This window comes from Streptomyces sp. NPDC058257 (genome assembly GCF_042881845.1).
In the GTDB taxonomy this organism is placed as follows: Bacteria; Actinomycetota; Actinomycetes; order Streptomycetales; family Streptomycetaceae; genus Streptomyces.
This window is the reverse complement of the sequence record NZ_JBHVXJ010000002.1, coordinates 631,376-645,577: the sequence shown is the minus strand read 5'-3', so window position 1 is coordinate 645,577 and position 14,202 is coordinate 631,376. Positions and strand designations below refer to the sequence as shown.

Genomic DNA, 14,202 nt, shown 5'->3' with positions numbered 1-14,202 from the left:
AGGCGTCACTTGGTTCCCGGCGGTCTGCATGGCGCACAGACTACGCACCGTCAAAACCCTCTTAGAACCGAAGTTCACCCAAAATCAGGCAAGTTACTTCCTACGAATCGGTGATGTGACGCCGTTCACCGTTTCCCCTCTTGTCCCAGCAGGCAGGCCGTTCTATCGTCTCGATGTATCGAGTCGATACATCAGCTCGGCATAAAGACCGTGTCGACAGACGCTGGCAGACGGGAGGCGAAGATGAGCAGACGCTCCGGCATCCTCGAGTTCGCCGTTCTCGGCCTGCTGCGCGAGTCCCCGATGCACGGCTATGAGCTGCGTAAACGACTCAATACGTCGCTGGGAGTGTTCCGCGCCTTCAGCTACGGGACGCTCTACCCCTGTCTCAAGACGCTGGTCGCCAACGGCTGGTTGATCGAGGAACCGAGCGGCACCCCCGAGGAGGCCCTCGCGGCTCCCCTCACCGGGCGCCGCGCCAAGATCGTCTATCGGCTGACGGCGGAAGGTAAGGAGCACTTCGAGGAGCTGCTCTCCCAGACCGGCCCCGACGCATACGAGGACGAACACTTCGCCGCCCGCTTCGCCTTCTTCGGGCAGACCTCGCGGGATGTACGCATGCGGGTGCTCGAGGGGCGTCGCAGCCGCCTCGAGGAGCGTCTGGAGAAGATGCGCGCCTCCCTGGCTCGTACCCGGGAGCGCCTGGACGACTACACGCTTGAGCTGCAGCGGCACGGAATGGAGTCCGTGGAGCGCGAAGTGCGCTGGCTGAACGAGCTCATCGAGAGCGAGCGAACGGGGCGGGACCAGCAACGGTCCGCCCCGGACAGCTCCGCTCAGCACGACAGCACATCTGGGGAGTCGGGCGGCCTGCCCCGGCGGCGGGACGTCAACCCGCCGCCGGATCCGTCCGATGACACCGCCAAGTGAGGCCCCGCGGTCCGCGGGTCTCATCCGGAATACACGAATCACACAGGGAGCAACCGGAATGGGTTCGGTTCGCGTAGCCATCGTCGGCGTGGGCAACTGCGCCGCCTCGCTGGTCCAGGGCGTCGAGTACTACAAGGACGCAGACCCGGACGCCAAGGTCCCGGGCCTGATGCACGTCCAGTTCGGCGAGTACCACGTCGGCGACGTCGAGTTCGTCGCCGCCTTTGACGTCGACGCCAAGAAGGTCGGCCTCGACCTCACGGACGCCATCGGCGCCAGCGAGAACAACACCATCAAGATCTGCGACGTCCCGAACAAGGGCGTCACCGTCCAGCGCGGCCACACCCTCGACGGCCTGGGCAAGTACTACCGCCAGACCATCGAGGAGTCCGACGAGACCCCGGTCGACGTCGTCCAGATCCTCAAGGACAAGCAGGTCGACGTCCTCATCTGCTACCTGCCGGTCGGTTCCGAGGACGCCGCGAAGTTCTACGCGCAGTGCGCCATCGACGCCAAGGTCGCCTTCGTCAACGCTCTCCCGGTCTTCATCGCCGGCACCAAGGAGTGGGCCGACAAGTTCACCGAGGCGGGCGTCCCGATCGTCGGCGACGACATCAAGTCGCAGGTCGGCGCCACCATCACGCACCGCGTGATGGCGAAGCTGTTCGAGGACCGCGGTGTCCGTCTTGAGCGCACCATGCAGCTCAACGTCGGCGGCAACATGGACTTCAAGAACATGTTGGAGCGCGACCGCCTCGAGTCCAAGAAGATCTCGAAGACGCAGGCCGTCACCTCGCAGATCCGCGACCGCGAGCTCGGCGAGGACAACGTCCACATCGGCCCGTCCGACTACGTCGCGTGGCTCGACGACCGCAAGTGGGCGTACGTCCGCCTCGAGGGCCGCGCCTTCGGTGACGTCCCGCTGAACCTCGAGTACAAGCTCGAGGTCTGGGACTCGCCGAACTCGGCCGGTGTCATCATCGACGCCCTGCGCGCCGCGAAGATCGCCAAGGACCGCGGCATCGGCGGCCCGATCCTCTCCGCGTCCTCGTACTTCATGAAGTCCCCGCCGGTGCAGTACTTCGACGACGAGGCCTACGCCAACGTCGAGAAGTTCATCAAGGGCGAGGTCGAGCGCTAAAGCTCGCCGCTCGAACGAATGTTGAGGGCCCCTGGGCGATCGCCCGGGGGCCCTCCTCGTATGTGAGGCTGTGCCCCATGGCTGTCGTCGGTGACCTGCGCGTACTGCTGCGCCTGCGGGACTTCCGGCGCCTGCTCGCCGTGCGGCTGATCTCCCAGGGCGCGGACGGCGTCTATCAGGTGGCCCTCGCCACGTACGTCGTCTTCTCCCCGGAGAAGCAGACCTCGCCGGCCGCGATCGCCTCCGCGATGGCTGTGCTGCTCCTGCCGTACTCGCTGATCGGCCCCTTCGCCGGCGTGCTCCTCGACCGCTGGCCACGCCGTCAGGTTTTTCTGTACGGCAATCTGCTGCGGACCGCTCTTGCCTCGGTGACCGCGGTGCTGATGCTGAGCGGCGTGCCGGACTGGCTCTTCTATGCCTCCGCGCTCTGCGTCACGGCCGTCAACCGTTTCGTCCTCGCCGGACTCTCCGCGGCGCTGCCGCGCGTGGTCGACACCGAACGCCTGGTGATGGCCAACGCCCTCTCCCCGACCGCGGGGACGCTGGCCGCCACCGTGGGCGGAGGTCTCGCGTTCGCCGTACGCCTGTTGGGCTCCGACTCTGACGCTGCGGTGGTAGTGCTCGGGGCCGCTCTCTACCTCTGCGCGGCGCTCGCCTCGCTGCGGATGGGGCGGGAGCTCCTCGGACCGGAACCCGAGCTGATGAGACCCCGGCTCGGAGCGGCGCTGACCGGTACGGCGCGGGACCTGATGGCCGGGGTGCGGCATCTGACGCAACGGCGCCCGGCCGCCCGCACGCTCCTCGCGATGACACTCATGCGGTTCTGCTACGGCGCCCTGTCGGTCATGGTCCTGATGCTCTGCCGGTACGCGTGGTCGTCCTCGGAGTCCGACGGGCTCGCCCTGCTCGGACTCGCCGTGGGCGTCTCCGGGGCGGGCTTCTTCGTGGCGGCCGTGATGACCCCCTGGGCGGTGAACCGGCTGACGGCCGGCGGTTGGATCATCGTCTGCGCGGGTTCCGCGGCGGTCCTGGAACCGGCGCTCGCCCTCCCGTTCACACCGGCCCCACTGCTGATCGCCGCGTTCTTGCTGGGCCTGACGACACAGGGAGCGAAGATCGCCACGGACACGGTGGTGCAGTCGGCGGTGGACGACAGCTTCCGTGGCCGGATCTTCTCGGTCTACGACGTGTTGTTCAACGTCGCTTTCGTCGGCGCGGCTGGAGTTGCCGCCCTGATGCTGCCGCCTGACGGGCGATCGGTTCCGCTGGTGGTAACGGTGGCCGTTATCTACGCAGCAATTGCTGCCGCTATGGCCAGGTTTGACGCACAGTAAGTGTCACATCAATGCCACAGAGCCTCCCTGAGCTACAGGGATGTCACTGCATCCCTATAACTTACGGACGTCGTATCCGCGCCATCGCGCTTCCGTTCGAGGGGGACCCCAAAGTGACCACTCCGCCCCAGGGCCAGAATCCGTACGGCCAGGGCGTGCAGCCGCACCCCGGCCAGCCGGGGCAGCCCGGCCAGCCCACCGTTCCGCAGCAGCCCTACCCGCCGTACAACCAGGGGGCACCGGTTCCGCCTCCGGCAGCGCCGAGCGGTGGCCGGAAGGTCAGCAAGCTGGTCCTGCGCATCGGTGTCGTCATTGTCATCGGCATCGTCATCGCTGTCGTCAAGTGGCAGCTGGGCAAGAGCGATGCCGAGACCACGGCCGTCGGTGACTGCCTGCACAATAAGGGCACGCAGTCCGCCCCGGACCTGAAGAACACTGACTGCTCCTCGAGTGACGCCGAGTTCGAGGTCATCGAGAAGTTCGACAACACGAGCAGCGTCAGCAAGTGCGAAGCGGTCAAGGGGACCGAGGTCTCCTACTACCAGACCGGCGGCAGCCACGATGTGGTGCTCTGCCTGAAGAACAAGTAACGACATACGCGAAGGGGCACTGTTTCACGTGAAACAGTGCCCCTTCGCATGTCCGGATCAGATGCGATGTTTCACGTGAAACATCGCACCCACCCCTCACCTCACTCCTGCGCGGCCCACCACTCCTTGAGCGCCGCGATCGCCGCGTCGCGCTCCATCGGCCCGTTCTCCAGCCGCAGCTCCAGCAGGAACTTGTAGGCCTGGCCGATCACCGGACCCGGCCGCACATCCAAGATCTCCATGATCTCGTTGCCGTCCAGATCGGGACGGATCGAGTCCAGCTCCTCCTGCTCCTGAAGCCGCGCGATGCGCTCCTCCAGGCCGTCGTACGCACGCGACAGCGCATTGGCCTTGCGCTTGTTGCGCGTCGTGCAGTCGGACCGGGTCAGCTTGTGCAGCCTGCCGAGGAGGGGGCCCGCGTCGCGTACGTAGCGGCGTACGGCCGAGTCCGTCCACTCGCCCATCCCATAGCCGTGGAAGCGCAGGTGCAGCTCCACCAGGCGCGACACGTCCTTCACGAGCTCGTTCGAGTACTTGAGCTCTGTCATGCGCTTCTTGGTCATCTTGGCGCCCACCACCTCGTGGTGGTGGAAGGAGACCCGGCCGTCGTCCTCGAAGCGCCGCGTCCGCGGCTTCCCGATGTCGTGCAGCAGCGCCGCGAGCCGCAGCGTCAGGTCCGGGCCGTCCTCCTCCAGCGCCATCGCCTGCTCAAGGACGATCAGCGAGTGGTCGTAGACGTCCTTGTGCCGGTGGTGCTCGTCACTCTCCAGACGCAACGCCGGAAGCTCGGGCAGTACGCGGTCGGCGATGCCCGTGTCGACAAGTAGAGCAAGTCCCTTCGCCGGGTTCGGCGAGAGGAGCAGTTTGTTCAGTTCGTCACGGACACGCTCCGCGGAGACGATGCCGATCCGCTCGGCCATCGCCTTCATCGCGGCGACGACCTCCGGAGCCACCTCGAAATCCAGCTGCGCGGCGAACCGCGCGGCCCTCATCATCCGCAGCGGGTCATCGGAGAAGGACTCCTCCGGAGTACCAGGAGTGCGCAGGACACGCTCTGCCAGGTCCTCAAGGCCGCCGTGCGGGTCGATGAACCCCTTCTCGGGGAGAGCGACGGCCATCGCGTTGACGGTGAAATCACGGCGTACGAGGTCTTCCTCGATGGAGTCGCCGTACGACACCTCGGGCTTGCGCGAGGTCCTGTCGTACGCCTCTGAGCGGTACGTCGTGACCTCGATCTGGTAGCCCTCTTTCTGACTCCCGACCGTGCCGAAGGCGATCCCGACCTCCCACACCGAGTCCGCCCACGGCCTGACGATCTTCAATACGTCCTCGGGGCGGGCTTCTGTCGTGAAGTCCAGGTCATTGCCGAGCCGGCCAAGGAGCGCGTCTCTGACCGATCCGCCGACCAGGGCAAGAGAGAACCCGGCCTCCTGGAAACGGCGGGCGAGGTCGTCCGCGACAGGGGACACACGCAGCAGTTCGCTGACCGCGCGGCGCTGCACCTGGCTCAGTGCGCTGGGATTTTCTTCATTGGCGTTCGGCACAACAGAAAAGGGTACGTGCCCTGGACGCCCCCAGCCGCCCGGTTTTCGGCGGGCCCCCGAGGCCGCGCGCCCCTCTCCGGCCAGGTCTTCCGATCATGTGGAGCAGTCCGCGGCACTTCGCCACAGCGCACCTCGTTACCATGCGTGGACGCACAACCGACGACCACTGACGACAACGAGGACGGGCAACGCGTGGCCGAGGCGGCAGACTTCCCGGGGACCAGTCCCTCACCTGCCCGCCGGTGGCTCCGGCGTACGGCAGCGTTGCTGGCTGCGGCCCCAGTGCTGGCCGGCATGCTGCAGCTGTCGGCGGAGCCGACCGCGCACGCCGTGGCACCGAGCGCGGCACCGAGTGCGGCAGTAGATGCCACCGGTTCGAACACCGTCGACGTCTCGCTCAACGCACTCACACCGACCGCCCCGTCGGACGGGGACACGCTCACCGTCCGCGGGACAGTCACCAACGAGGGCAAGCAGACGGTGACGGGAGCCGAGGTCGGGCTGCGCCTGGGGCCGGTCCTGAACGGCCGGAGCGCGATCGACTCCGCAGCCAAGCGCACCGGCTACCAGGCGGGAGCGGACGGCAATGAGGTCGGCGGCAAGTACGTCAAGAAGTTCTCCAAGCTCGCCCCCGGCATCCGTCAGGACTTCAGCATCTCCGTGCCGGTCAAGGCCCTGGGCCTCGGCGCCGACGGGGTCTACCAGCTCGGTGTCTCGCTGACGGGCCGGACGACCGCCCAGCCGTGGTCCCAGGTGCTCGGCTTCGAGCGGACCTTCCTGCCGTGGCAGTCGAGCGCCGCCGGCACGAAGACCAAGACGACCTATCTGTGGCCGCTCATCTCCACTCCGCACCTCACGGCGGAGACCGGCTCGGACGAGCAGCAGACGCCCGTCTTCACGGACGACGACCTGGCCGAGGAACTCGCCCCCGGCGGTCGCCTCGAGCAGATGCTGTCCCTGGGCCGCCAGCTCGACGTCACCTGGGTCATCGATCCCGACCTGCTGGCATCGGTCGACGCGATGACGCGGAACTACCGGGTGCAGACCGCCAACGGCAAGGGCACCACGGCGGGCAAGCACCAGGCGGTCGCCAAGCAGTGGCTCAACAAGCTCGAGCAGACCGTGAAGGACGAGAAGGTCGTCGCGCTGCCCTTCGCCGATCCCGACCTCGCCTCGCTCGCCCACAACGGCAAGACCGTCACCGGCTCCCTCGGCCAGCTCAAGGACGCCACCGATGTGGGAGCGGAGGCTGTGGAGGTCATCCTCCACGTCAAGCCTCAGTCGGACTTCGCGTGGCCCGTGAACGGCGCCCTCGATCCGTCTATCGTCGATGTCTCCAGCTCTGCGGGCGCCCACACGTTGATCGCCCGGAGCGACAGCCTGCGCGAGTCCAGCGGCCTTCCGTACACGCCCAACGCCGCCCGGCCCATCGGCGGCGGCAAGACGGCCGTGGTGTCCGACGCACGCCTCTCCACGGCTTTTCAGGGCGACATGACGGGGGCAGAGGGCTCCACGCTCGCCGTGCAGGAGTTTCTCGCCCAGAGCCTGATGGTCACGCTGCAGGAACCGGACAAGCAGCGCAGCATCGTCGTCGCCCCGCAGCGCATGCCCTCCGCCAGCCAGGCCCAGTCGATGGCGAAGGCGCTGTCCGCCCTCTCCGACGAGCGCTGGTCACAGCCACAGGACCTGTCGGCGGCGGCGAAGACGAAGCCGGACCCGGCGGCCTCGACCCAGGTGCCTTCGGCCGCTTCCTATCCGCTGGCGCTGCGTAAGCAGGAGCTGCCGAAGTCGGCCTTCAAGTCCATCCAGAACACCCAGAACAAGCTCAACCGCTTTCAGACGATCCTCAGCGAGCCCGACCGTGTGATCACACCCTTCGGGCGCGCCATAGACCGTGAGATGTCGACGTCCTGGCGCGGCCGGACCGGCAAGGCGGCGACATTCCGCGAGGGCGTGAAGGACTACCTGACGACGCTCGTCGAACAGGTCGCGCTGATCTCGAAGTCCGACGCGAAGCTCTCGGGGCGCAGCGCAACGATCCCGGTGACGGTCCAAAACAACCTGGTCCAAGGCATCGACCACATGGTTCTGCGCCTGACGTCGGAGAACCCCACGCGGTTGAAGATCGATGACAAGGCCTACTCGGAGCAGCGGATCAAGGTCTCGGGCGGACACGCACAGTCGGTGAAGTTCACCACCACGGCCAACGCCAACGGCCCGGTCCCCGTCTATGCCCAGCTCTACACCGAGGACGGCCAGCCGTACGGCGAGCCGGTCCGCTTCGACGTGAACGTCACCGAGATCACCCTCACCGTGATGCTGGTCATCGCCGGCGGCGTCCTGCTCCTCGTGCTCGCCGGATTCCGGATGTACACCCAGCGCAAGCGGGCCGCCCGTCAGCAGGCCGAGGAAGGCCCGGAGGACGGCCATGAAGACGGTCCGGACGGTGGGTCCGGCACGGAGCCGGGGGAGGACGACCCCGAGCAGCCGAGTGACCCGACACCGGACACCGCTCCGGAAAGCGCCGACCCGTCGGACACGGGTGAGAGAGTGGACCGTTGAGCGATGTCGTGGCCGGTGGGCCCGGGGACGATGAGGTGGGGTAATCCATGAACGCGCCGTACGACGGTGACCGTGGCCAGGGGGCGGGCGGTTCCGGTCCCCCTGAGGGCGAGCAGGTGCCACCGCAGCCTGCCCCGGACCTGTACCTCCAGGACGCCTACGACCAGGACCCCTACCGGGCACAGGATCTCACCGCCCAGGACCCGGTGACCGAGGCGCTGTACGACCGCGCCGCACACCCCCCGCCTCCTCCCGGCTACTACCAGGACCCTCAGCCGCTCTACGCCCAGCCGCCCTCCCCGCAGCACGCCCCGGATCCCCGCGTGTGGGCCCAGACCCCGGCCCCCGAACCCGAAGGCCCGACCCGGCACCTCCCGTACGGCGACGACGCCCGTACGACACAGTTCGTGGGCGTCGACGACCTGGTCACCCAGGCCGGCGAGGAACGCCACGAGCCGGACGCCTTCGCCCACCTCTTCCGGGACCAGCAGCCCGGCGGCTATCGCGAGCAGCCCGGTGGCTACCAGCAGGACGGCTACCAGCAGGGCACCGGTTACCCCCAGGGCGATGGCTATCCCCCGGACAACGGCTATCCCCAGAGCAACGGCTACCCGCAGCAGGGCGGCTACCAGCCGCCCGAGCCTCCGATGGTCCCGGCCCCGGCGGCTCCCCCGGCTCCCGCTCCGGCCCCGAAGTCGGGCGGCGGCGGACGCGCGGCGAGCCTCTTGAAGTCGAGCGCGGTGATGGCCGCGGGCACGCTGGTGTCCAGGCTCACCGGCTTCGCGCGCACCCTGGTCATGGCCGCCGCGATCGGCGTCGGCACTCTCAACGACTCGTACCAGGTCGCCAACGTCCTGCCGACGATGATCTACGTCCTCGTCGGCGGCGGTGCATTGAACGCGGTCTTCATCCCGCAGCTCGTGCGTGCCATGAAGAACGACGACGACGGGGGCGAGGGCTACGCCAACCGCCTCCTCACACTCATCATGGTCCTGCTCGCGGGGGTCACCGTCATCTGTGTGGTGGCCGCGCCACTGCTCGTACGCATGATGTCGCCGACGATCGCCGACGACCCCGTCCGGATGGACGTCACGGTCACCTTCGCGCGCTTCTGCATCCCGACGATGTTCTTCATGGGCGTGCACATCGTGCTCGGCCAGGTCCTGAACGCCCGCGGCCGGTTCGGCGCGATGATGTGGACGCCGGTCCTCAACAACATCGTGGTCATCGCCACCTTCGTGGCATTCATCTGGGCCTTCGGCAGCTTCAACGACACCAGCATCGACGCCAACACGATCACCCCCGAAGGCGCTCGCCTGCTGGGTCTCGGCACCTTGCTCGGCCTCGCCGTACAGGCCCTGTCGATGCTGCCGTACCTGCGCGAGGCAGGATTCAAGCTCCGGCTCCGATTCGACTGGCGCGGCCACGGCCTCGGCAAGGCCGCCCGGCTCGCCAAGTGGACCCTGTTCTTCGTTCTCGCCAACCAGCTCGGCATGGTCGTCGTCACCCAGCTGGCCACCAGCGCGGGCGCGACCGCCGAGAAACTGGGACACCCCGGCACCGGCATCACCGCGTACAACTACGCGCTGCTGCTGTGGCAGATGCCACAGGCCATCATCACGGTCTCGGTCATGACCGCGGTGCTTCCCCGCATCTCTCGCTCCGCCAACGACGGAGACCCCGCCGCCGTCCGAGACGACATCTCCTACGGCCTGCGCACCTCGGCCGTGGCGATCGTGCCGTGTGCTTTCGCCTTCATCGCCCTGGGCGTTCCGATGGCGACTCTGCTCTACGCCAGTTCCGGCTCGGGCGCGCTGAACATCGGCTACACCCTGATGGCCTTCGGCCTCGGCCTGATCCCGTACTCGGTCCAGTACGTCGTCCTGAGGGGCTTCTACGCCTACGAGGACACGCGCACGCCGTTCTACAACACGGTCATCGTCGCGGCCGTCAACGCCGCCGCGTCCGCAGCCTGCTTCTTCGTCCTGCCCGCCCGCTGGGCCGTCGTCGGCATGGCCGCGTCCTATGGCCTCGCCTACGCCGTCGGTGTCGGTGTCGCCTGGAGCCGGCTGCGCAAGCGGCTGGGGGGCGACCTGGACGGCGCACAGGTGGCACGCACGTACACGAGGCTCATCGGAGCCTCGATCCCGGCGGCGATCATCGCAGGCGCCGTCGGCTACGGGATCCTCAAGACTCTGGGCAACGGCGCCGGCGGTTCGCTCATCGCGTTGGTGGTCGGCGGAATCGTCCTTGGGGGCGTCTTCTTCATCGCCGCCCGAAAGATGCGGGTCACGGAACTGAATTCGATGGTCGGCATGGTCCGCGGCCGTCTCGGACGGTGAGATTCAGGAGTTCGCACAACCATCACCGGCTACCGCGTGTCGTGCATAGCGCCGGACTGTGGGCACAATTGGGTTTGGCGTCTGACGAAGCGCAACGGATGGGGAGGCAGGAACGACGGTGGCGGAACGGAGCACGGCTGCCGTCGACGTGGCAGACAACAGCGGCGATGAGCCGCTGACCGCGAAGGCGGACGAGGCCACGGCCGACGGGGTGGCCCAGACCCGGGAACGGGAATCGGCAGAAGAAGGCGCGGCGGAGACCGGTGAGCCCACTGGCCCGGGGGCGGCATCACCTCCCGAGCTGCACAGCGGCCACAAGCTCGCCAGACGCTACCGACTCGAAGAGTGCGTCACCCGTCTGGACGGTTTCAGCAGCTGGCGTGCGGTGGACGAGAAACTCCGCCGGGCCGTCGGCGTGCATCTGCTGCCCGCCGACCACCCACGGGCACGATCGGTACTCGCGGCGGCCCGTTCATCGGCGCTGCTCGGCGACCCCCGCTTCGTGCACGTCCTGGACGCGGTCGAGGAGAACGACCTCGTCTATGTGGTGCACGAGTGGCTGCCGGACGCCACGGAACTGACCGCACTGCTCGCTGCGGGCCCTCTTGAGGCGCACGACGCGTACCAGCTGGTCAGTCAGGTCGCCCAGGCCATGGCGGCCGCCCACCGTGAGGGCCTCGCCCACCTGCGGCTGACCCCGAGCGCGGTACTGCGGACATCCTCCGGTCAGTACCGCATCCGCGGCCTCGCCGTGAACGCGGCACTCCGCGGCATCAGCTCCGACACCCCGCAGCGCACGGACACCGAAGCGGTCGGCGCACTGCTGTACGCCTCGCTGACCCAGCGCTGGCCCTACGAGGACGACGCGTACGGCCTCTCCGGGCTGCCCAAGGGCATCGGCCTCATCGCCCCCGATCAGGTGCGCGCAGGCGTACACAGGGGCCTCTCCGAGCTCGCCATGCGCGCGCTCGTGAACGAGGGGGCGACCGCCTCCCGCCAGGATCCGCCGTGCACAACGCCGGAGGAGCTGGTGAAGGCGATCGGCGAGATGCCGCGCATCCGCCCGCCGGAGCCCGTGTTCACCGCACCGCCCGAATACCAGCGCACGACCTACCAGCAGGGCACCTACGGCCGCACCGCACCCCGTCCGGGTGCCACCCAGCCGGTTCCGGTGCCACCGCCCCCGCTGCAGAGCCGTACCGGCAAGGCCCTCAAGTGGACCGTGTCCGCTCTCCTGATCGCGGCCCTGGGCCTCGGCAGCTGGCAGCTGGCGGACGCGCTGATGGACCGCGGCAATTCCGAAGACCCCGGCAGCTCGGAAACCTCCGACGGCGGCGACAAGAACAAGCCGAAGGCCACACAGCCGATCAAGATCGAGAACGGCCAGGAGTACGTCCTCGAGGGCGACGCGCAGGACCTTCCGGGGGTCCCCAACACGTACGACGGCGACAGCTCGACGTACTGGCGGACCAACAGCTTCATAGGAGGTCCCAAGCTGGCCCCCTACAAGCCCGGCGTCGGCATCGTCTACGACCTCGGTAAAGAGCAGGACGTGTCCGCGGCGTCGATCGGTCTCCGCTACATCGGTGACCACACGACGATCGAGCTGTACGCCGCGGACTCGCTGACCCCGTCGACGCCCCCGAGCTCGATGAAGAAGATCGGGACCGTCACGACGCAGGGCAAGACCGCGAAGATCAAGGCGAAGAAGTCCGTCGCGACGCGGTACGTACTCGTCTGGCTCACCGATGTACCGAGGTCACCCAGTGATGAGTTCAGCAGGGCTGGGTACAAGCAGGCCATCACGGACGTGAAGTTCGCAGGCTGAGGGCCGAGGCTCACCGGGGGAGGGGGTTCGACGGTGGACGGCACCACGCACGGCGAGATGAGCGACCAGGACCTCCTGGCCCATCACGTGGCAGGTGACAAGGACGCCTTCAGCGAGCTCGTACGGCGCCACCGCGATCGTCTGTGGGCTGTGGCCCTGCGCACGCTGGGCGACCGGGAGGAGGCCGCTGACGCGGTCCAGGACGCTCTGGTCTCCGCCTACCGTGCCGCGCACACCTTCCGCGGGCAGTCGGCCGTCACGACGTGGCTTCATCGGATCACCGTGAACGCCTGCCTCGACCGGGCACGCAAGGCGGCGTCCCGGAAGACCTCTCCCCTCGACGACGCCGAACGGCTCGAGCAACTCCTCGAACCGCACGAGTCGGCCGCGGCCCCCGTCGAGCGGAGCGATCTGCACCGCGAGCTCCTCGAGGCGCTGGGCACCCTGCCGCACGACCAGCGCGCCGCCCTCGTCCTCGTGGACATGCAGGGCTACCCGGTGGCCGAGGCGGCCCAGGTCCTCGATGTACCCACCGGCACAGTGAAGAGCCGCTGCGCACGCGGCAGAGCCAGACTGCTGCCACTGCTCACTCACCTGCGTACGGAGGCGCGTACGCAGGGCACAGAGAGCGGTGACGACAAAGACGGTAAGAAGTCGGGCCCGGGAAGGAACCGGACGCAGGGGACATCCGTCCCACCTGCAGCGGGGCCACGGGATACGGGACCAAGCGATCCAGCTGCTGTGAAGGGCGGAGGTGGGCGAGCGTGACAACCACGACCGACTCGGCCGGGCACCCAGAAGTCGCTGAGATCTCCGACCTCACAGAGGGACTGCTCCCCCTGTCCCGAACCGTCGATGTGCGACGGCACCTGGACGACTGCACACTCTGTGCCGATGTCTACGCCTCCCTGGAAGAGATCCGGGGCATGCTCGGCACGCTGCCGGGACCGCCGCGGATGCCGGTCGACGTCGCCGGACGTATCGACGCGGCACTGGCGGCCGAAGCACTGCTGGACTCCATCGCACCCGGCTCCGCCGACTCGGTCGATCAGGATCCGATGCTCAGGCCCATGGCCTCCGTGCGTGTTTCACGTGAAACATCGCCCGCCTCCGGTGAACCCTCTGAACCCTTCGAGCCGTCCGAACCCTCTCGCGCCGCCGCCTCCAGCCCACCCGCGGACCGGCCAGCGGGACACTCTCGCGCCGCCACGGGACCCGGACGCGGACGCCGGTTCCGGGGCGGACGCCGACGCAGCGTAGTGCTTGGTGCCGTCTTCACCGCGGCCGTCATCGGTCTCGGCTCCTTGTTGATACAGAACCTGGGCAACGACTCAGGCGGTACGAGCGACACGGCATCGGGCCACGCCGACCCGGCGCACGCCTTCTCCGAGGGCAGGCTCAAGGGCCAGGTGAACGATCTGCTCACCAAGGCGCCCACCGCGGAGTCCGATCCCGGAAGCAGCAAGCCGTCCTTCGATGTGCGGTCCAGCCCCGAGTCCCCGAAGGACAAGCAGGCGCCGCTGCGCGAGGCAACCGTCACCATCCCGAAGTGCATTCAGCTCGGCATCGGCGACAGGACACCGCTCGCCGCCGAAGAGGGCACATATAAGGGGAAGGACGCCTACCTCGTCGTGGCGTCCCACGACTCCGACAGCATGAAGGTCTCCGCATACGTCATCGACGCGGCGTGCGTGGACAAGGCGTCGTCGGCGGACGCTGCGGGCAAGGTTCTGCTGACCAACTCCTACGCGCGGCCCTGACCCTCCCACCGTCGCGGCGGGAGACTCGGCTCAGCGTGGCATCCTGACGTCCCTGACATGCTTCCGTGCGCTCGGACACGTCGGGAATGCATGCCCCGTAGGATCCGTTGGGTGGGGTGAGAGACCTGAGACAGGCATCCCCCAGCAGTACGCAGCAGTCTCCAGAGACGA

The 14,202-nt window shown here is 68.0% G+C and carries 10 protein-coding genes; 9 read left to right on the top strand and 1 reads right to left on the bottom strand.

Annotated features, from left to right (window positions below; genetic code table 11):
• Positions 1-243 precede the first annotated feature (243 nt).
• From ACFVXC_RS08355 to ACFVXC_RS08340, 4 genes are all read left to right on the top strand, one after another.
• Positions 244-930, top strand: coding sequence for a helix-turn-helix transcriptional regulator (locus ACFVXC_RS08355; protein WP_389902768.1), 687 nt, complete (start codon positions 244-246; stop codon positions 928-930).
• A gap of 58 nt (positions 931-988) precedes the next feature.
• On the top strand, positions 989-2,071 hold the full coding sequence (locus ACFVXC_RS08350) for an inositol-3-phosphate synthase (RefSeq protein ID WP_389902767.1): 1,083 nt from the start codon (positions 989-991) through the stop codon (positions 2,069-2,071).
• A 77-nt stretch (positions 2,072-2,148) separates the two neighbouring features.
• Entirely contained in the window at positions 2,149-3,405 is a 1,257-nt protein-coding gene (locus tag ACFVXC_RS08345; protein WP_389902765.1) for an MFS transporter, read from the top strand.
• A gap of 113 nt (positions 3,406-3,518) precedes the next feature.
• Entirely contained in the window at positions 3,519-3,995 is a 477-nt protein-coding gene (locus ACFVXC_RS08340) for a hypothetical protein (RefSeq protein ID WP_389902764.1), read from the top strand.
• 101 nt (positions 3,996-4,096) lie between these two features.
• Here ACFVXC_RS08340 and ACFVXC_RS08335 read toward each other — a convergent pair whose 3' ends face one another.
• A complete protein-coding gene (locus ACFVXC_RS08335) occupies positions 4,097-5,539 on the bottom strand; it encodes a CCA tRNA nucleotidyltransferase (RefSeq protein ID WP_389902762.1) in 1,443 nt (480 codons plus the stop codon).
• A gap of 192 nt (positions 5,540-5,731) precedes the next feature.
• On the opposite strand from ACFVXC_RS08335, the gene ACFVXC_RS08330 reads away from it, so the two are divergent.
• The 5 genes from ACFVXC_RS08330 to ACFVXC_RS08310 all read left to right on the top strand — a co-directional run bounded on the left by ACFVXC_RS08330 (position 5,732) and on the right by ACFVXC_RS08310 (position 14,031).
• A complete protein-coding gene (locus tag ACFVXC_RS08330) occupies positions 5,732-8,101 on the top strand; it encodes a DUF6049 family protein (RefSeq protein ID WP_389903035.1) in 2,370 nt (789 codons plus the stop codon).
• Between the two features lie 47 nt (positions 8,102-8,148).
• Positions 8,149-10,443, top strand: a complete 2,295-nt coding sequence (murJ, locus tag ACFVXC_RS08325) for a murein biosynthesis integral membrane protein MurJ (RefSeq protein WP_389902761.1) — start codon at positions 8,149-8,151, stop codon at positions 10,441-10,443.
• A 118-nt stretch (positions 10,444-10,561) separates the two neighbouring features.
• Positions 10,562-12,271: a protein kinase family protein gene (locus ACFVXC_RS08320; RefSeq protein ID WP_389902758.1), complete on the top strand. Its 1,710-nt coding sequence runs from the start codon at positions 10,562-10,564 to the stop codon at positions 12,269-12,271.
• 33 nt (positions 12,272-12,304) lie between these two features.
• Complete coding sequence (sigM, locus tag ACFVXC_RS08315; RefSeq protein ID WP_389902755.1) at positions 12,305-13,039, top strand: RNA polymerase sigma factor SigM; 735 nt, start codon at positions 12,305-12,307, stop codon at positions 13,037-13,039.
• Positions 13,036-14,031, top strand: coding sequence for a hypothetical protein (locus tag ACFVXC_RS08310; protein WP_389902753.1), 996 nt, complete (start codon positions 13,036-13,038; stop codon positions 14,029-14,031). Before sigM ends, ACFVXC_RS08310 begins: the two co-directional genes overlap by 4 nt.
• Positions 14,032-14,202 lie beyond the last annotated feature (171 nt).